The organism is Deinococcus grandis (assembly GCF_001485435.1).
Taxonomy (GTDB): domain Bacteria; phylum Deinococcota; class Deinococci; order Deinococcales; family Deinococcaceae; genus Deinococcus; species Deinococcus grandis.
Window position 1 is genome coordinate 2,357,085 of the sequence record NZ_BCMS01000001.1, and the last position, 17,565, is coordinate 2,374,649.

The 17,565-nt window shown below is 70.0% G+C and carries 17 protein-coding genes; 7 read left to right on the plus strand and 10 right to left on the minus strand.

The window, feature by feature from the left end; all coding sequences use genetic code 11:
* Nucleotides 1–78: 78 nt before the first annotated feature.
* Entirely contained in the window at nt 79–1,053 is a 975-nt protein-coding gene (locus DEIGR_RS20380; protein ID WP_160329932.1) for a hypothetical protein, read from the minus strand.
* A gap of 271 nt (nt 1,054–1,324) precedes the next feature.
* Nucleotides 1,325–3,067, minus strand: a complete 1,743-nt coding sequence (locus DEIGR_RS11495; protein WP_058977378.1) for an ABC transporter substrate-binding protein — start codon at nt 3,065–3,067, stop codon at nt 1,325–1,327.
* 538 nt (nt 3,068–3,605) lie between these two features.
* On the opposite strand from DEIGR_RS11495, the gene hslO reads away from it, so the two are divergent.
* Entirely contained in the window at nt 3,606–4,514 is a 909-nt protein-coding gene (gene hslO, locus DEIGR_RS11500; protein ID WP_058977380.1) for an Hsp33 family molecular chaperone HslO, read from the plus strand.
* Between the two features lie 6 nt (nt 4,515–4,520).
* A complete protein-coding gene (locus DEIGR_RS11505) occupies nt 4,521–5,840 on the plus strand; it encodes a lasso peptide biosynthesis B2 protein (protein WP_058977382.1) in 1,320 nt (439 codons plus the stop codon).
* 69 nt (nt 5,841–5,909) lie between these two features.
* Here the strand turns inward: DEIGR_RS11505 and DEIGR_RS11510 are convergent, their stop codons facing one another.
* Nucleotides 5,910–6,683: a TerC family protein gene (locus DEIGR_RS11510; protein ID WP_058977384.1), complete on the minus strand. Its 774-nt coding sequence runs from the start codon at nt 6,681–6,683 to the stop codon at nt 5,910–5,912.
* A gap of 210 nt (nt 6,684–6,893) precedes the next feature.
* A complete protein-coding gene (locus DEIGR_RS11515; RefSeq protein ID WP_058977387.1) occupies nt 6,894–7,487 on the minus strand; it encodes a TetR/AcrR family transcriptional regulator in 594 nt (197 codons plus the stop codon).
* Nucleotides 7,488–7,590: 103 nt separating this feature from the next.
* Between DEIGR_RS11515 and DEIGR_RS11520 the strand changes: the two genes are divergently transcribed.
* Nucleotides 7,591–8,223 carry a phospholipase A2 gene (locus tag DEIGR_RS11520; RefSeq protein ID WP_058977388.1) on the plus strand — a complete coding sequence of 211 codons (633 nt, stop codon included), beginning with the start codon at nt 7,591–7,593 and terminating at the stop codon, nt 8,221–8,223.
* A gap of 54 nt (nt 8,224–8,277) precedes the next feature.
* Here the strand turns inward: DEIGR_RS11520 and DEIGR_RS11525 are convergent, their stop codons facing one another.
* Both DEIGR_RS11525 and lysA read right to left on the minus strand, forming a co-directional pair.
* Nucleotides 8,278–9,270 carry a nuclease-related domain-containing protein gene (locus DEIGR_RS11525; protein ID WP_058977390.1) on the minus strand — a complete coding sequence of 331 codons (993 nt, stop codon included), beginning with the start codon at nt 9,268–9,270 and terminating at the stop codon, nt 8,278–8,280.
* A gap of 63 nt (nt 9,271–9,333) precedes the next feature.
* Nucleotides 9,334–10,605 carry a diaminopimelate decarboxylase gene (gene lysA / locus DEIGR_RS11530; protein WP_083524034.1) on the minus strand — a complete coding sequence of 424 codons (1,272 nt, stop codon included), beginning with the start codon at nt 10,603–10,605 and terminating at the stop codon, nt 9,334–9,336.
* Between the two features lie 99 nt (nt 10,606–10,704).
* Between lysA and DEIGR_RS11535 the strand changes: the two genes are divergently transcribed.
* From DEIGR_RS11535 to DEIGR_RS11550, 4 genes are all read left to right on the plus strand, one after another.
* Nucleotides 10,705–11,397, plus strand: coding sequence for a GntR family transcriptional regulator (locus tag DEIGR_RS11535; RefSeq protein WP_058977393.1), 693 nt, complete (start codon nt 10,705–10,707; stop codon nt 11,395–11,397).
* Nucleotides 11,390–12,232 carry a sterol desaturase family protein gene (locus DEIGR_RS11540; protein WP_058977395.1) on the plus strand — a complete coding sequence of 281 codons (843 nt, stop codon included), beginning with the start codon at nt 11,390–11,392 and terminating at the stop codon, nt 12,230–12,232. The genes DEIGR_RS11535 and DEIGR_RS11540 overlap by 8 nt, the downstream gene beginning before the upstream one ends.
* An 81-nt stretch (nt 12,233–12,313) precedes the next feature.
* Nucleotides 12,314–13,492 (plus strand): tRNA 2-thiouridine(34) synthase MnmA, encoded by a 1,179-nt coding sequence (gene mnmA, locus DEIGR_RS11545; protein WP_058977397.1) that lies wholly within the window; start codon nt 12,314–12,316, stop codon nt 13,490–13,492.
* Nucleotides 13,493–13,608: 116 nt separating this feature from the next.
* Nucleotides 13,609–14,055 carry a DUF5063 domain-containing protein gene (locus DEIGR_RS11550; RefSeq protein ID WP_058977399.1) on the plus strand — a complete coding sequence of 149 codons (447 nt, stop codon included), beginning with the start codon at nt 13,609–13,611 and terminating at the stop codon, nt 14,053–14,055.
* A 10-nt stretch (nt 14,056–14,065) separates the two neighbouring features.
* On the opposite strand, the gene DEIGR_RS11555 is transcribed toward DEIGR_RS11550, so the two are convergent.
* The 4 genes from DEIGR_RS11555 to DEIGR_RS11570 all read right to left on the minus strand — a co-directional run bounded on the left by DEIGR_RS11555 (nt 14,066) and on the right by DEIGR_RS11570 (nt 17,562).
* Nucleotides 14,066–14,785, minus strand: a complete 720-nt coding sequence (locus DEIGR_RS11555; protein WP_058977401.1) for a hypothetical protein — start codon at nt 14,783–14,785, stop codon at nt 14,066–14,068.
* A gap of 2 nt (nt 14,786–14,787) precedes the next feature.
* Nucleotides 14,788–15,951, minus strand: coding sequence for an alkaline phosphatase family protein (locus tag DEIGR_RS11560; RefSeq protein ID WP_058977403.1), 1,164 nt, complete (start codon nt 15,949–15,951; stop codon nt 14,788–14,790).
* A 46-nt stretch (nt 15,952–15,997) separates the two neighbouring features.
* Nucleotides 15,998–16,447: a methyltransferase family protein gene (locus DEIGR_RS11565; RefSeq protein WP_058977405.1), complete on the minus strand. Its 450-nt coding sequence runs from the start codon at nt 16,445–16,447 to the stop codon at nt 15,998–16,000.
* Nucleotides 16,448–16,638: 191 nt separating this feature from the next.
* On the minus strand, nt 16,639–17,562 hold the full coding sequence (locus DEIGR_RS11570; RefSeq protein WP_058977408.1) for an NAD(P)-dependent oxidoreductase: 924 nt from the start codon (nt 17,560–17,562) through the stop codon (nt 16,639–16,641).
* Nucleotides 17,563–17,565: the final 3 nt, after the last annotated feature.

Below are 17,565 nucleotides of genomic sequence, written 5' to 3' on the forward strand. Positions count from 1 at the left end.
AGGCGGTGCCGTGAATCAGCGGGGATTATACGGATTCCGTTTGTTTCGGGTAGGACCACAGGACAGCGTGGAGTTGAATCATGCGGCTTGAACACATGGTTCGATCCGACAGCGGAGCAGTTCCGCGATCGTCCAGGCGTGATCCGTCACACCTGCTGCCATCCCCGGCGTTCGATCCACCCACCGACCATTCACCTGCACCCGAAGTGACCGATGTGGACGAATGAGGTTGTACGCCGCCAACACCAGGAAGAAGTGACGTTCCAGTCGCTCGCCGTCGCTCCCGGCATGCCGGGAGCGACGGACCAGTGCCGGCAACCACGTCCGGAGGGTCGCGTTCAACCGTTCCACGAATGCGGTGTTCACGGTACCCGGGCGACCTTGCGACGCTTCGATCAGGTGCAGCGCTTCGAAGAGATCACCGAATGCGATGCGTCGCTCGATTCGGTCACGGGAGGTTCGTTTCACGACCTGCACGATGTGCAACTCCGCCCAGGGCACCAACGCTGGGCGCCCACGGCGCCCAGTGTGCCGCGGCGTCCGGAACATCCTGAGAACCTGTGTTTTCCACGCGCCGTATCCATCTGTTGCCCACAGCACTGGTGATTGAAGCTGTGCAGCGCAGTGCACCTGATTCACGACCTCGGCGATCAGGGCGTGCGTTCGCTCAGCAGCGAACGCACCCCACAGGAGCAGTCGTGAGGAGACACAGACGGCCGTTGCCAGCCACCGCACGCCCCGTTGGGTCCGACACCAGAGTTCGTCCGCCTGCACCTGCCCGAGATGCAACTGGCCCTGACAGACAAGGTGCTCGTGAACACGCTGCGCGTGTTCACCGGCTTTCCTCACCCAGTCGGCCAGTGTGCGCTCGTCGATCTTGAAGGCCATGACCACTGCTGGGATGGGGCAACCGAAGGTGAGGAGGGTCAGGACCAGTTGGACGATGTTCGGATCGGTCTTGAGTCGATAGAGCGGTGTGCCGTGCGTCGCGGTGAACGTCGTGTGGCAGCGATGACAGCGGTATCGAGCGTCGCGACGGGAATGAACGCCCACTCTGGTGGGCGACGGGCAATACGGGCATCGGGGCGTATCATCAGTGCGTCGGGAAGAGGGAGTTGGCTGCATACCACTCCATCTTCCCGATCTCGTTGCTCATCACTCCACGCTGTCCTGTGGTTCTACCTTGTTTCGTTAACAGATCGGAAAATCACCGATCTGCCAACTCCACGCCCGGAACCCGTTTGTCTCCTACTCGCTCTGCTGCGCAGCTCTGCGAGTCCGCTCGGGTTGAAAGTTTTTGCAAACCTTTCAACCGGAGTCCTTATTACTCCTTGCTGAGGTTCTTCCAGTACGTGCCGCTGGTGAAGGCGATCATGGGGTTGAACGTGTCGGCGCTGACGCCCTTGATGGTGTCGCGGTAGGGGAACACGCCGGGCTGGGCGGGCATGATGATGTAGTACGCCTCGTCCAGGGCGCGCTTGGCGATCTGCGCGTACAGTTCGTCACGGCGGGCCGTGTCGGTGGTGCCGCGCGCCTCCTTGATCCAGCCGTCGATCTGCGCGTCCTGCGCGTTGATGCGCGGAGCGTAGTAGCCGGTGCTGGAGTAGAAGGTGGACACGAAGTTGTCCGGGTCGGCGTAGTCAGGCGCCCAGGCGGTCATGACCATCGCTTCCTTGGGGACGTTCTGGGAGTTGATCAGTTCGCTCCATTCCTTGCCGACGATGTTCACCTTGAACTTGGGGTTCAGGGCTTCAATGTTCTTCTTCAGCAGTTCCATGGCGGTCTGCTGGGTCTGCGCGCCGGCGCGGTAGGACACGTTGATCGTGAAGCCGTTCTGCCAGACCTGCCCGCCCCAGGCGCGCTGGAAGGCCGCCTTGGCGAGTTCCGGATCGAACGTGGCCGCCTCAAGGTTGCTGTCGTACCCGGGGAAGGAGTCGGGCAGCAGGAAGTTCCGGGGGCTCCCCTTGCCTTCCTGCACCTGCTCGATGTACGTGGGCACGTCGAAGGAGGCCACGAAGCCGCGGCGGACGTCGGCGTCCTTGAAAAAGTCGGTGGGGACGCCCTTGCCGTCGAGTTTGCCGCTGCCGATCATGCCGCTGCCCGCCTCAATCTTCTGGTTCATGCTGAAGCCTGCGGCGGTGGTGTTCGTCAGGTCGTCCAGGACGGCCACGCCGGGCTTGCCCTGCAGCTGGGTGCTGATGATCGCGCGGGGCACCTCGATGAAGTCCGCGTCGCCCTTCAGGAAGGCCTGCACGCGGGCGGCCTCTTCGGGCACCTTCTGCAGGAGCACGTTCTTGATCTGGGGTTTGTCCTCGCCCCAGTAGCCGTCGAAGGCGGTCAGGCTGATGGTGTTCGCGTCACGGTTGACCAGCTTGTACGCGCCGGTGCCGCTGGGCTGCTTGTTCAGTTCGCCGCCCAGGATGTCCTTGCCGACCCAGTCCTTCCAGGTGGCCTCGGTGCCGTCCCACTCGCCGATCTCCTTGGCGTGCTTGCTGTCCACGATACCCTGGCCGATGTAGGCCAGTTTGGTCAGGAAGGCGGGGTCCACGGCGGGCAGCGTGAAGACCAGGGTGTCGCCGTCGCACTTGACGGCGCTGCTGATCTTGGCCCAGGTGATGCTGGTGTCGTCCTTGGCGTTGCTGGCGGTGCCCAGCAGGCTCTCGGACAGGAACCAGTTGCCGCTGTCAGCGGTGTTCGTCACGAGGTTGCGGCGGAAGGTGTACTCCGCGTCGGCGCAGGTGAGGTCGTTACCGGTGTGGAATTTCACGCCGTCACGCAGGGTGAAGCGGTACTCCTTGCCGCCCTGGCCTTCCTGCCACTCGGTGGCGAGGACGGGCTCGACCTTGGTGATGTCGCTGCCCTTGTAGCCGACCAGGGTCTCGTACATGTTCTCGACGATCTGGCCGCTGGACGTGTCGTAGGTGGTGCCGGGGTCCAGGGTCAGGATGTCGGCGGACTGCTGGATGACCAGGGTGCTGTCGGCGCCGCCCGCCTGCTTGTTGTTGCAGGCGGCGAGCGTGAGGGTCAGCGTGGCCAGGGCCACGGCGCTGAGGGTCTTGTTCTTCATGCGTACTCCTTGGGGCGGGAAACAGGGGGCGCTTCCCGGACACTGGCGGGTCGGGACACAGATGGACACCTGACGGGGAGAACGCGGGGGGCAGTGGTGTCAGTGGTCGCCGCGCACGCCCTTTCAGGGCAGCGGTGCGGGGCGTTCCATCCAGGCCGTCATGGCCTCTCATGCTAGGAACGGCAGGTGAGAAGTTCCCGCCAGAAGCCTGAAGGTACCGCATGGGGAACAGGAAGCCAAACCACGATTGTCCCCGCGTGGGAGACGCGCGCGCCCCGTCCGCCGGGGTGGGGGGGGCGGCCCCCGGTGCGCGCCGGGGGCTCATACGGATTCCGTTTGTTTCGTTGACAGATCGGAACACCACCGATCTGTCAACTCCACGTCCGGAACCCGTTTCTCTCCTGCTCGCTCCGCTCGGGTTGAAAGTTTTTGCAAACCTTTCAACCGGAGTCCGTATCATGTGAGGCTCGCCCGGAGGTCCGCCCGGATTGCGAGTCCCTGCACAGCCCACACGGGGCGCAACGGTTAAGGTGTCGGGATGACTGCCTCGATCCCCGATTCCTTCATCCTGCGCGGCACCGCGGCGCAGGGCACCCTGCGGCTGGTCGGCATGGACGCCACCCGCATCGCCGAGGACGCCCGCGTGCGCCACGGCCTGTCCAAGACCGCCACCGCCGCGCTGGGCCGCACCCTGACCGCCAGCCTGCTGCTGGCCGTCGTGCTGGGCAAGAAGAGCGACAGCCGCGTGAACCTGCGCGTCGAGGGCGGCGGCCCGGTCGGCTGGATCGTCGCCGAGGGCAGCACCGACGGGCGCGTGCGCGGCTACGTCCGCCACCCGGACGCGGACCTGCCCATCCGCGAACGGGACGGCAAGCTGGACGTGAGCGGCATCGTCGGCACCGACGGCGAGATCGCCGTGACCCGCCTGCTCGACAACGGCGAGCCTTACACCGGTAGCGCCACGCTGGTCAGCGGTGAGATCGCCGAGGACGTCAGCACCTACCTGGGCGTCTCCGAGCAGATCCCGAACGCCGTGCTGCTGGGCGTGTACGAGGAAGGCGGCCGCGTGGCGCACGCCGGCGGGCTGCTGATCCAGGCGATGCCCGGCGTGACCGACGAGACCCTCGGGAAGCTGGAGGCGAACATCCGCGCCATGGGGCAGATCACCGACAACCTGCGCCGCGGCGGCCTGCTCGAAGCCATCAGTCGCGCCACCGAGGGCCTGGACCTGCACCTCGCGCCCGACGCGCAGAGTGCGCGTTTCGAGTGCCGCTGCTCCCGCGAGCGCGCCGCGGACAGCCTGAAGTTCTTCGACCCCCAGGAGCGTCAGGAGATGATCGAATCGGGCGGCCAGGAGATCGTCTGCCACTGGTGCGGCGAACGCTACCAGCTGACCCCCGACGAGATCGCCGCCCTGGACGACCAGGGCCGGCACGCGCAGGCCTGACCCGCCATGACCGCACCGGCCCGTGACCTGCAGGGCGCCCTGACCCTCCCGCCCGGGCAGCTGACCCCGGAGATGCGGCGCGCCGCCCGGCAGTCCGGACTGGGCGGCGCCCTGCGCGCCCGCCTGCCGCACGGGCACCCCTGGCGCGCCGAGCTGCGTGACGACGCCGCGCACCTCGCGCTGCGGCACGCCCGCACCCGCGGTCCGGTGCGCGAGCTGCTGCGCGCCTGGGCGGCCGCCGGGATTCCCGCGCTGATGTTCAAGGGCTTCGCCCTGAGCGAGTTCGAGTACGCGCCGGGCGAACGCTTCTACGGCGACGTGGACGTCCTGCTGCCGCCGGACCCGCAGACCGTGCGGCGCGCCGTGCAGGTCGCCCGGCGCCTCGGGTGGCGCAGCGACCGGCTGGAGGACGTCACGCGGCCCACCGAGTGGCTGCACGAGACCGCACACCTGCGCGCCCCGGGGGACGCCGCGCAACTCGACGTGCACCGCTGGATCGTCCCGGCGCTGTACCTGCCGCGGGCGCGCGCCATGACGCTCACGACCGGCCTGTGGCGGCGCGCGCGGGCGGTGGACTGGGACGGCATTCCGGTGTGGCGGCCCGATCCGCGTGACGAGCTGCTGCTCACGCTGGTCCTCAACCGCGTGTGGGGCGGGGACCACGGTGGCCTGAAACCCCAGGATTACCTCGACAGCGAGCGGCTGGCGCGGCACACCACCCCGCAGGCCCTCGCGGCGCACGCCCGGCACCTGGGCCTGACGCACACCTGGGCGGCGTTCCAGGCGGTCTGCGATCCGGCGCGTGGCCGACTGGAGCTGAACGCAGAGGTGACCCGCCCGCTGCTGCTGCGCGCCCTGCACGCCGACGGCGGCCGGACGCGGCGCACCGGCAGTGAACGCCTGGGCCGCGCCGCGTTCCTGCTCCCGGCTGTTCCGGCCGCGTTCGGGGACGTGCTGTGGGCCGCCTGGGCGGTGCGGCGGGGCGGCGATCCGCGCCGTCACCTGGACCGCTGCCGCCCGGGGCCCGGCGCGGACCTGACACCGGACGTGCTGGACCGCACGCTGACCGCCGCGCGCCTCGTGACGCACCTGCTGCACCCCCGGCAGCGGCGCGCGGGTGTGTGCGTGCCGCGCGCGTACGCCAGTTACCGCGCGCTGCGGCGCCTGGGCCACCCGGCGGTGTTCGTCAGCGGCGTCACCCGCCAGGGCGGGCAGCTGCTGAGTCACGCGTGGGTGGAGGACACCCACGGGCCGCTGATCGGGTACGCCGAGCCGCACAACCGAGTGACGTTCCGGGTGACGCTGGAGCACCCACCCCGACCCTGAACCGCCCCGCGTGAATGCAGAGCGCCCCACCTCTGTGCAGGTGGGGCGCTGTCTGTGGTGAGGGCCGGATCAGCCCGCGTCGGGGTGACGGTTCGTCTCGTGCAGCTGCACGGGCTTGCCGCGCCGGGCGCGCAGGTTCAGGAGTTCCACGGCGATCGCGAAGCCCATCGCGAAGTACGTGTACCCCTTGGGGATCTTGAAACCGAAACCGTCCGCGATGAGGTTCACGCCGATCAGCAGCAGGAACGCCAGGGCGAGCATCTTCACGGTGGGGTGGGCCTGCACGAACTCCCCGATGGGGCGCGCGGCGACAAGCATGATCAGGACGGTCACGACGACCGCGGCCACCATCACGCCGATGTCGTCGGCCATGCCGACGGCGGTGATGACGCTGTCGAGACTGAAGACGATGTCGAGGATCATGATCTGCCCGATGATCGCCGCGAAGTTCGCGCCCGCCACCTTCCCGGCGGTCGGGGTTCCCTCGTGCGCGCCGGGGCCCTCGAGCTGCTCGTGCATTTCCTTGACGGCCTTGTACAGCAGGAACAGACCGCCGAAGATCAGGATCAGGTCCCGTCCCGAGAAGCCCATGCCGAACAGGGTGAACAGGTCGTTTTTCAGGCTGTAGATCCAGCTGATCGAGAACAGCAGACCCAGGCGCATGATCATCGCGGCCAGCAGGCCGATGGTGCGCGCGCGCTGCCGCTGCTCCGGCGGGAGCTTCCCGGCCAGGATCGAGATGAAGATGACGTTGTCGATGCCAAGGACGACTTCCAGCAGCAGCAGCGTACCGAACGCCAGCCACGCCTCAGGCTGGGTGATCCAGCCGAACAGTGATTCCATTGTGTCACTCCACGAAACAGAAAGCGGACGCTGCCACGCACGTCCAGGATGCCGTTGGGGGTAGTAACCCTACTTCCGCGCCCGTGCGGCGCGCCAGGGGTCATGTTCCCTGACAGCCGGGGCGCCGGTCAAGTCCAGTCAATCCTTCATGCTGTGGGGCCCGGCCTTCATGCGGCGCGCGGGTCGTCCCCCCACGGGCCACCCCGGGGCCTAGCGGGGCGTCGCGCCGTCCAGGAAGACCGCCAGCAGCGCCCGCGCGGTCCCCTGCGGATCGGAGGTGGGCGCGCCCGTCACCAGCGGGTACGTGATCGCCAGGAACGCCCGGGCCAGCATCGCCGGGGGCAGGTCGCCGCGCAGCTCACCACGCGCGGCCGCCTCCTCGAACAGGCGCGACAGGCCGCCCACCCACACGCGGCGGTACTCCTGCTCGAACGCCGCGCGGCGGTCCGGGTTCACGTGCCGCAGTTCACTCGCCAGCTGCAGGCCCACGCGCTGCTCGGGGACGCTGGCCAGCAGCTCGTACACCAGCGTGTCCAGCTGCAGCCGGATGCCCACCTGCGAGTTCGCGGCCTGCACGAGGCGGCTCAGGCCCGCCAGGGTGCCCTCCAGCATCGCCAGGAACAGCGCCTCCTTGTCGGCGTAGTGGTGGTACAGCGCGGGCTTGGTGACGCCGACGGCCTCCGCGACCTCGCGCATGCTCACCCCGTGGTAGCCGCTCTTCACGAACAGCCGCGCCGCCTCCTGCTGAATGCGGGCGCGGGTCGTATCAGGCACAGCGGGGGAAGACACAGGAGGAACCGTCATTGCCGCTCATGATAGCGGGCCGCGGGCTGGCACCACCCTGACACGGACGGGTAGAGTGAGAGGCGTCACACAACCCATCGCCCCCACTCCCGGAGGACCCCCCATGCGCCGACTTGCCGCCGCCATCACCCTTGTGCTGCCCCTGGCCCTGGCCGCCTGCTCCCAGCAGGCCGCGCCCACCACCAGCCCCTCACCGTACGCCGACCGCCCCGAGTTGCAGGACGCGGGCAGTCAGGCCATCCTGGCCCGTTACGGCAACGACCCCGGCCTGACCTCCGCGTTGCAGGAAGCGTACGGCGAGCGGCCCGGCACCCTGTCCTACCCCAGCGTGCCCACGCTGAACACGCAGGACTACGCCAGCGACCGCCTCGCGTACGTCAAGCGCACCGGGTGGGGCACCGTGAGCAACTACAACGCGCAGTACAACGCGTACGCCGGGACCAGCAGCCCCTACACCGGTCTGGACTGGACCCGCGACGGGTGCAGCGCCCCCGACGGCCTGGGCCTGGGCTACCGCGAGGACTTCCGCCCGGCATGCAACGTGCACGACTTCGCGTACCGCAACCTCAAGGTGTACCAGCGCACCGACGCGAACCGCCTGACCAGCGACGACGTGTTCTACACGAACATGAAAGCCATCTGCGCCGCCAAGAGCTGGTACGCCCGCCCCGCCTGCTACAGCGCCGCGTACGCCTACTACCAGGGCGTCCGCATCGGCGGCAGCGACAGCTTCTGAACCAGGGACGCAGGGTGCGGGAGGTGGGGCCTGATCGCGCCCCACCTCCCGTGTTCAGGCCGGGTTCGTCCAGTACGCCCAGGTGTGCCCGCCCGCGCAGGTCGCCGTGAACTCCGGGCCGCGCTTGCTGACCTTCCCCGGCTGCCCGCACGCCGCGCACACCGGCTTGGCGGGCGTGTTCCCACCGCAGTCGCCGCACTTCAGGTAGTACCCATACTTCCCGAACTGCACCGTCACGTTCGCCGATGAACACGCACGGCACGCCACGTCCGGGCGGGGCCGCGCCTGCGCCTGCCGCTCCTGCGACGTGCGGACCGGGGCGGCGCTGTGGCGTTCCGGACGTGCGGGCTCCGCCGGGGGCACACTGACGGGCGCCGCTCTGGTGTGGGCAGGTTCAGGTGCGGCAGGCACCGCCTCGGCAGGCGCTGGAACGTGGCGGTTGCGCAGGAACGCCTGGATGCGGGTCATCTCGGCGTCGGTGAGGCCGAACGAGCCGAAGGTCTTCTCCTGTTCGGCCCCGATGATGGCCTTCACGCGGTCGGGTACCTGATCGGCCTTCACGAGTTCCGGCACGTCCGATTTGCGGGTGATGCGCCCACCGTCCGAGATGGCGACCAGCACGTCGCGCCGCACGCCGCTCAGGGTGCGCTGCTTGAGGCCCAGCATGGAGCGGTCCATCAGCTCGGTGGTGTGGTCGTCCAGCAGCGCCAGCAGCAGGTCCAGCTGTCGCCGCGCCTGGAGGACCGGCGAGGGCATGCCGCGTCCCTGGCGGTTCCACCAGCGGGTCCACTCGCCGTGCTCGTTCACGCTGACCTGCCCGGCCACACTCTTGCTCTCGACGATCAGCAGGCCGAAGCGGTGCAGGATCAGGTGGTCGATCTGCGCGATCTCGCCGCGCCGCTCCAGGCGGAGGTTGTGGAACACGAACTTGCGGGGGTCCTCCGCGAAGGCACGCTTGAGGTAGTGGGCCATCTGCCGTTCCGCGTCGTACCCGGCGCGGCGCAGCGGGTCGGCGTGCTGCTGCGGTTCGAGGTCCTTGACGATCACCCGGCCACGCTAGCGCGTCCAGCCCGCCGGAGGAGGCGAAATCGCCCACGTGGACGCGAATATTTACACATTCTCCTCGGCGCGCCAGATGTCCTGTGGGGTTTCGCGCTGGCGGATGACGGTCCAGGTGCCCGCGTCGTGCAGGACCTCGGCGGGGCGGGCGCGGGTGAGGTAATTGCTGCTCATGGCGGCGCCGTACGCACCGGCCTCGTGGATGGCGAGGAGGTCGCCGGGGTGCGGATCGGGCAGGGTGAGGTCCCGGGCGAGGAGGTCGCCGCTCTCGCAGGCGGGTCCGGCGAGGTCCCAGGTGTCGCTCTCCCCTCGGTCCCAGAGGGGCGTGACGGGGTGTTGCGCGCCGTACAGCATGGGGCGCAGGAGTTCGGTCATGCCCGCGTCCACGAGGACGAAGTTCCGTCCGGTGCGTTTGGTGCCGACCACGCGGGTCAGGAGGGTGCCGGCCTGCGCGACGAGGTACCGGCCGGGTTCGACCCACAGTTGCGCGCCGAAGGTGGCGGCGGCGGCGCGGGCTTCGCGGGCGATGCCGTGCAGGTCGGCGCCCAGGCCCCAGCCGCCCCCGGCGTCGAGGACGTCGAGTGGGCCGGTGTGGGCGCGCAGGTCGCCGAGGCGGTGGAAGGCGGCGGTGAAGTCGTGCGCGTCGCGGATGGCGCTGCCGATGTGCACGTGCAGGCCCAGGGCGGTGTGCCCGGCGGCGCGCAGGGCGTCCAGCACGCGCGGGGCCTGGTCGAGGGTCACGCCGAACTTGCTGCCCGCCGCGCCGGTGGCGAGGTGGTCGTGCGTACTGACGTTCAGGGCGGGGTTCACGCGGACCAGCGCGCGGGAGGCGGGCGGAAGCAGGCGGACCTCCTCTTCGCGGTCGATGATGAAGGTCGCGCCGAGCTGCGCGCCGGTGGCGTACTCGCCGGGGGTCTTGGCGGGGCCGTTCACGAGGATCCGGTCGCCTGTGGCGCCGATGTGGGCGGCGCGGGCGAGTTCTCCGGCGCTGACGCATTCGAAGCCGACGCCCTGGGCGTGCAGGCGGCGCAGCAGGGTCAGGTTGGGGTTGGCTTTCATGGCGTAGTACACCCGGGCGTCCCCGAACGCGGCGCGGACCCGGGCCAGCGCGGCGTCGAGTTCGGCGGCGTCGTAGACGTACAGGGGCGTGCCGTACGTGTGCGCGGCGGCGTGAAGGGCGTCGGCGGTGAGACCGGATTCCTGCGATTCCCGAGTCGCCGGTACACCACCAGCGACTCGTCCATCTCCGGACGTCCGGTCCTGGTTGCTGCTCCCTCCGGTCGGGCTCGTCTGCGACTCGCCGCAATGCTCTTCGAGGCTCATGCCGGGGAGTGTAGCGGGCGAGGCAGGCTTGACGGACGGGTGGTGGTCAGCCCAGACTGGTCAGACCACTGACTACTGAGCTGTACCGAGGAGGTTGCCATGACCGCCCCCACCCCTGTCCCGCTGCGCCCCGCGCTGCACGCCGAGGACACCCTGCTCGCCCGCCTGCTGGACGGCACGTACCCGCCCGGCAGCACCCTGCCCGCCGAACGCGAACTGGCCGCCAGCCTGGGCGTCACGCGGCCCACCCTGCGCGAGGCGCTGCAACGCCTGGGCCGCGACGGGCTGCTGGAGATCCGCCAGGGCAAACCCACCCGCGTCCTGCACCCGCACGAGGGCGGCCTGCGCGTCCTGGCGCACCTGTCCCGCCACGGGGAGCTGGGCCGCATGGTGCCGGACCTGCTGGACCTGCGCGCCGCGCTGCTGCCCCACTGGGTCGCGCAGACCGCCGACCGCGACCCGCGTGCGCTGCGCGAGCACTTGGCCTCGCCGCCCGCCGAGTCGGACGACCCGAACCTGCCGCAGACGTTCGCCGCGTTCGACTGGGCGTTCCAGACGCTCGCCGCGCAGGGCAGCGGGAACGCGCTGGCCCCGCTGCTGCTGGGCGCGTTCGCCGAGGTGTACGCCCGCGCCGGGGCGATCTACTTCAGCGACGCACATCGCCGGGACCGCTCGCGCGAGCACTACCGCGCGCTGCACGCCGCGCTGCCCCTGGGACCCGCCGCCGCCGAACAGGTGGCGCGCAGCACCAGCCTCGACAGCCTGCAGCTGTGGGAGGCGCGCCGTGTTTGACCTGATCCGCGCCGCGATCCCCGTCTTCCTGCTGTCCCTGCTGATCGAGTGGGCCGCGTACCGCCACCTCAGCCACGATCACGACGCGCCGCACGAGCATTTCGGGTACGGGACGCGCGACACCCTCACCAGCCTGAGCATGGGCGTCGGGAACGTCCTGATCAACCTGCTGTGGAAAGGCGCCGTCGTGACGATCTACGCGGCGCTGTACAGCCTCACCCCGCTGCGCCTGCCCCAGGACGCGTGGTGGGTGTGGGTCCTGCTGTTCCTCGCGGACGACTACGCGTACTACTGGTACCACCGCGTCAGCCACGAGGTCCGGCTGTTCTGGGCCAGTCACGTCGTGCATCACTCCAGCCAGCACTACAACCTGTCCACCGCGCTGCGGCAGACCTGGGTGCCCATGACCGCCCTGCCCTTCTGGCTGCTCCTGCCCCTGCTGGGCTTCGCGCCGTGGATGGTGCTGCTCGCGCAGGCATGGAACCTCCTGTACCAGTTCTTCGTCCACACCGAACGGGTGGGCCGCCTGCCCGCCCCCATCGAGTCCGTGCTGAACACGCCCAGCCACCACCGCGCGCACCACGGCAGCAACGACGTGTACCTCGACCGCAACTACGGCGGCATCCTGATCGTCTGGGACCGCCTGCACCGCACCTTCCAGCCCGAGACGGAACCCGTCCGCTACGGCCTCGTGCACAACATCGACACGCACCGGCCCGTGCAGGTCGCCTTCCACGAATTCGCGGCCCTGTGGCGCGATGTCCGCGCCGCCCGCAGCTGGCGCGACCGCCTGCACTACCTGACCCGCCCACCCGGCTGGCACCCCGAGCGGTAGCCCCGCCCCGATGCGGCCCCGCCTCAATTGCCGCGCGCGTCACCGCCGGTTCAGGGGCCGGGTGGTAAGCTGCGCGGCTGTATGAGTGCCCCCTCTCCTGCCTCCGCGACCGTTCCTGCCCCTGCCGCCGCTGCGGGGGAACGGGTGCTGTGCGCCATGTCCGGCGGCGTGGACAGCAGCGTGACGGCGGCGCTGCTGAAGGACCAGGGGTATCAGGTGGTCGGCGCGATGATGCGCTTCTGGCCCGACGACAAGCGCACGGACACCTTCGACTCGTGCTGCTCGCCCGACGCGGCGTACGAGGCGCGGCGCGTGGCCGAGCAGGTGGGCGTGCCGTTCTACCTGCTGGACTACCGCGAGCAGTTCCAGCGGCACATCGTCGGGCCGTTCATCGACGAGTACAGCAAGGGCCGCACGCCGAACCCCTGCGTGAACTGCAACACCAAGGTGAAGTTCGACGAACTGGTGAAGAAAGCCAAGATGCTCGGCTGCCGCTACGTCGCCACCGGGCACTACGTCAAGCGCGTGGAAAGCGCGCGGGGCGAGGTGGAATTCCATCGGGGTGACGATCCGCGCAAGGACCAGACGTACTTCCTGTGGGGCACGCCGCGCGACGCGCTGCCGTACATCCTCTTCCCGGTCGGGGAACTGGAGAAACCCCGCGTGCGCGAGATCGCGGCGGAACGCGGCCTGCTGACCGCGCAGAAACCCGAGAGTCAGAACATCTGCTTCGTGCCCGGCAAGGTGCAGGACTTCGTCGCCGAGCACATCCCCCAGGCGCAGGGCTTCATCCGCGAGATCAGCAGCGGCGAGGTCGTCGGGGAGCACCTGGGCACGCAGTTCTACACGCTGGGCCAGAAGAAGGGCCTGGGCCTGTACCAGTCGCACCGCGTGCGGCACGTCGTGCACCTGGCGCCCGACACGAACACCGTCTGGGTGGGCGACTACGACGACTGCCTGTGGACCGGCCTGAAAGCGCAGAGTGCCAACTACCTGATCGACCTGACCGACCTGCCCGAGGAACTGGAGGTGCAGGTCCGCTACCGCACCGCGCCCGTCAAGGCCCGCGTGGTCCGCGCCGACGAGAACGGCTTCGAACTGGCCTTCCAGGACCCGCAGTTCGCGGTCGCGCCCGGCCAGAGCGCCGTGCTGTACGCCGGACCGCGCCTGCTGGGCGGCGGCCTGATCGAGGACCACGTCCCCACCCTGCCCGAACCGAAAGCCCCGCCGAAGAAACGCCCGGCTGTGCTGCTGTCCTGAACACAGCGTTCAGGCGCATGGATGGCCTATCTCCATGTGGCTGAACCGAGCGAAGCGAGCACCTGATGAAGACAGCGGTTGAAAGTGGAATGGATAGGCGTGATGTTGGCCCATCCATGAAACTGGAAACCGCTGTGATGCTGGCGCGCGTGCGCCGGGTGCACGCGGCCCTGCTGGACCGGGGAGACCTCACGGCCGGCGCGCTGGCCGACCTGCTGGTTGACCTGCGGCAGGAGGTTCAGGGACTGCCCTTCGGCGTCCCAGACGCTGATGACCTGCCGCGCGAGGCGTACCGCGACCTGCGCGCCCGCATCGCCCGGGCATGGCCGGAACCCGGCTTCTATGACCCGGCGACTGGACGTGCCCTCGGCCACTGCGACCTCCCCGCCGAGATCGGCGACGCCCTGGACGACCTCACGGACCTCACCCTCGACCTGGGCACTGCCCTCGCGCTGGCCGACACGGACGAGGCCGATGCGCTGGCGTGGCTGCGCTTCTCTCACGACGCCCACTGGGGCGACCACGTGCAGGACGTCACGCGGCACCTGCGCTGGCTGGGTTAGACCCTTGAATCTACGGTCGTGGTCTGGGGTACACCAGTGCCGCGTCGTTCGCCCCCGTCCAGTCGAAACGGGCGACGAAGGGGCCGCAGCGGTCCTGGCGCAGGGCGTACACGTACCGTCCCGTCAGCCGCAGGGGATCGCCGTCCGTCACGTCCAGTTGCGGGTCGCCGCAGCGGGGTCGGGCGGGCACGCGGTAGGTCAGTCCGGTGCGGGTGGCGGTCGCGGGCGTGAACCGGGTGAAGGTCAGCTGCGCGGCCTCGTAGGGATTCAGCTCGTTCTCGGTGTTGAACAGCAGCGCGTCCTTATTGCGGGCCAGGAGTCGGCCGGGAATTTCCTGGGTGGTTTCGGCGCGGCCGTTCCAGATCAGGGTGTGGATGTTCAACTGCGCGCCGCTGGTGACGTACTCGACGAGGAACTGCCCGGAATGGGTGATGGTGCGGTTCAGGTTGGCGGCGACCTCCTGCTTCCACAGGCGGCGGCCCGCGGTGTTCAGCGCAATGAGCGTCAGGTGGGCCGGGCGCTGCTGGCTGATCGTGACGAGGACCGCCTGTCCCAGCTGTTCGGCCTGCACGGTCTGGTCGGGCCGGGCAGGCAGCGTGAGGAGGATGCGCCCCCCGGGGCGGGCCTGCACGGTGACCTTCGGACCGTGAAGGGTGACGGGAGCCGGGGCTGCTCCGGCCAGGCTCAGGCCGGTCAGGGACATCAGCGCGAGGGCGCGGGGCAGGTTCATGGTCAGATCCTCGCACTCAGCACGGGGACGAGCATCTCCTCGGCGGTCCAGCCGCCGTGCAGGCCGGGCATGGGGGCGGGGCTGGTGGGGCGGCGGATGGCGTGTCCGGGGTGCGGGACGGCGATCAGGTCGCCCACGCGCGGGCGCAGGCGGGGGTCGGCGTGGGCGGGTGGGCCGAACAGGCCGCCGGTCCAGGCGTCGTCGGCGGTCAGGAGGGTGGCGTGTGGGGCCAGCAGCGCCGCGATCTCGGCGTGGTGCCCGGGCTGGGGGCGCAGGTACGCGGCGCGTTCCTCCCCGGCGACGGGGCCGCGCAGTGCGGTTTTCATGACCTTCTTCGTGATGGCGTCCACGTAGCCGTCTGGGAGCTGGGCGCTCTGGCCGTGGTCGGCGGTGAGGACAACCAGCGTGTCGCCATTGGTGGGCAGCGCGGCCAGGAGGTCCGCGACGATGCGGTCGGTGCGGCGCAGTTCGGCGTGCGCCTCGGGGCTGTCGGGGCCGGAGCCGTGGCAGATCAGGTCGTAGTCGGGGAAGTACACGAGCGTGTACGACGGCTGCCCCGGCTGGAGGGTCGCGGCGGTCAGGGCGGGCGTCTCTTCGGGCTGGGCGTAGGGGTGGTACTCGGCGCCGTCGCAGGCCCAGCGGGTCAGGACGCTGTGCTGGTACGCGGCGGGCATGACGACGTGCGCGGCCACACCCCGGTCGCGCATCTGGCGGTACAGGGACGGCACGGCCGCCAGGAACCCCGCGTCCGCCAGGGGCGTGTGGGTGTAGACGTCGTACAGGCGGATGAGGTTCACGACCGCCTGCGCCTCGTCCAGCCACACGGTCAGGCCCAGGTAGCCGTGTTCGGCGGGCGCGCGGGCGGTGTGGAGGGTGGTCAGGGCGGCCATGGTGGTGCTGGGGAACACGCTGGTGACGGGGCCAGGGGTGGGCGTCAGGGAGGCCAGGGTGGGCGCGTCCCCGCGCGTGATGGCGTCCCGCAGCTGCCCGGCGCCCAGGGCATCCACGACGATCAGGACGACGTGCCGCGCGCCGTGCAGGGGCAACGGGTGGCGGTACGCGGCGTGGTGGGTGGGCACGCCGTGATGCGCGCCCAGGGTGGCGGCGAGGTTCAGGACGCTGCCGCCCGCGTAGTCGGGCCGGACCGCGTGCGGGGGCAGGTGCATGGGTGAAGATAGCCGCCAGCGCCAGGGGGCCATCTTGAGGGTTCGTTCAGCGCCTGCCGATACGCGGCAGGAACGCCCCAGTGCGCGCCCGGTATGCGGCGTGTTCCGGGTGACGCGCAGCCAGCGCAGCGTCCTCGATTCCAGCCTTGTGGCGCAGCAATCCCGCGAGCAGGAGGGTACCCGCAGCGCTCGTCCACCCACCCCGCGCGACCGACCAGCCGCCCGCCAGCACGAGCAGCGCCGTGTAGATCGGGTGCCGCACGAACCGGTAGGGCCCGCGTTGCACCAGCGTGCTCCCCGCGACCGGGGTGGGCAGCGGCGTGAGGTTCCGCCCCAGGGTGCGCCCGCTCCAGACGAGCAGGCCCAGCCCACCCGCATCCAGCACCGAGCCCGCCGCCCGGACGGATCGGGGCCGACCTCTCCCCCGCCGCCCCCCGGCCAGGATGACCGCCAACAGCGCGAACTGCGCGGCGACCAGTGCACGGTCGCGGTTCATGACTCCTGCCGCAGTGCTCACAGCTCACACCTCCTGCGGATTCCGTCTGTTTCGCCGACAACCCGGAACATCACCGCCCCTGCCAGCTCCACGCCCGGAACCCGCTTCGCTCCTTCTCTGCTGGCGCAGCTCTGCGAGTCGCATCCGCTCGGGTGAACAGGTTCTGCGCCCCTGTTCACCGGAGTTAATCTTCAGTACGTGCGTCCGGCGGTGACGCGTCCGTCGGGTTCGTGGCCCTGTTGCAGGTCGATCAGGAAGTCGCGGGTGAGGTGCGCGCCGCGCGCGACGAGGTCGGTGGTGGTGCTGGCGATGTGCGGCGTGAGGATCACGTTCGGCTGGTCCCACAGCGGGTGCCCGTCTGGGAGGGGTTCGGGGTCGGTGACGTCGAGGATCGCGCCGCCCAGCTGCCCGCTGTTCAGGGCGTTCAGGAGGTCGTCGGTGACGACGAGGTTCCCGCGGCCGACGTTCACGAGCCACGCGCCGCGTTTCAGGCCGCGCAGGGTGGCGGCGTTCACGATGCCGCGCGTGTCGGGGGTGCTGGGCAGCAGCAGCACGACCCAGTCGGCCTGGGCGAGCAGCTCGTCGCGTTCGTCCGTGGGGGTGGTGCTGCGGATGCCGTGCACGTGCGCGCCGTGTGGGGCGAGGAGTTCTTCGAGGTTCCGGCCGATGTGCCCGTGGCCCCACAGGACGACGTGTGCGCCGTCCAGGGTGGTCAGGCCGGAGTCGCCGGGCAGGGCGGGGGCGTCCCAGTGGTGTCGGCGCTGCGCGTCCCGGAAGCGGTGCAGGCCGCGTGCCGCGGCGAGCATGCCGCTCAGGGCGTGCACGGCGACGGCGCGGTCGTGCAGGCGGCTGGCGTTGAACAGGGCGGCGCCGGGTGGCAGGTGCGCCTGGACGTGTTCGATCCCGGCGGTCAGGGTGAGCACCCATTTGACACCGGGCGTGGCGAGGAGCGCGGTGCGGGTGGCGGCGTCGGTGAGCCACAGGACGACGCCGTCGGCCTCGCCGTCGGGGAGGTGGCCGCGGCGGTAGTGGTCGAAGGTGACGCCGGGCACGCCGTGTTCGTCGTGCTGGCTGAGGGCGCGGAATTCGGGCAGGTCGGGCAGCAGGACGCGCATGGG

Coding starts and splice junctions, on each gene's coding strand:
- DEIGR_RS11505 (WP_058977382.1), top strand. CDS start 4,521: ATGACCGCACCGGCCCGTGACCTGCAGGGCGCCCTGACCCTCCCGCCC.
- DEIGR_RS11520 (WP_058977388.1), top strand. CDS start 7,591: ATGCGCCGACTTGCCGCCGCCATCACCCTTGTGCTGCCCCTGGCCCTG.
- DEIGR_RS11565 (WP_058977405.1), bottom strand. CDS start 16,447: ATGAACCGCGACCGTGCACTGGTCGCCGCGCAGTTCGCGCTGTTGGCG.
- DEIGR_RS11535 (WP_058977393.1), top strand. CDS start 10,705: ATGACCGCCCCCACCCCTGTCCCGCTGCGCCCCGCGCTGCACGCCGAG.
- mnmA (WP_058977397.1), top strand. CDS start 12,314: ATGAGTGCCCCCTCTCCTGCCTCCGCGACCGTTCCTGCCCCTGCCGCC.
- hslO (WP_058977380.1), top strand. CDS start 3,606: ATGACTGCCTCGATCCCCGATTCCTTCATCCTGCGCGGCACCGCGGCG.
- DEIGR_RS11495 (WP_058977378.1), bottom strand. CDS start 3,067: ATGAAGAACAAGACCCTCAGCGCCGTGGCCCTGGCCACGCTGACCCTC.
- DEIGR_RS11515 (WP_058977387.1), bottom strand. CDS start 7,487: ATGACGGTTCCTCCTGTGTCTTCCCCCGCTGTGCCTGATACGACCCGC.
- DEIGR_RS11555 (WP_058977401.1), bottom strand. CDS start 14,785: ATGAACCTGCCCCGCGCCCTCGCGCTGATGTCCCTGACCGGCCTGAGC.
- DEIGR_RS11570 (WP_058977408.1), bottom strand. CDS start 17,562: ATGCGCGTCCTGCTGCCCGACCTGCCCGAATTCCGCGCCCTCAGCCAG.
- DEIGR_RS11510 (WP_058977384.1), bottom strand. CDS start 6,683: ATGGAATCACTGTTCGGCTGGATCACCCAGCCTGAGGCGTGGCTGGCG.
- DEIGR_RS11550 (WP_058977399.1), top strand. CDS start 13,609: ATGAAACTGGAAACCGCTGTGATGCTGGCGCGCGTGCGCCGGGTGCAC.
- lysA (WP_083524034.1), bottom strand. CDS start 10,605: ATGAGCCTCGAAGAGCATTGCGGCGAGTCGCAGACGAGCCCGACCGGA.
- DEIGR_RS11560 (WP_058977403.1), bottom strand. CDS start 15,951: ATGCACCTGCCCCCGCACGCGGTCCGGCCCGACTACGCGGGCGGCAGC.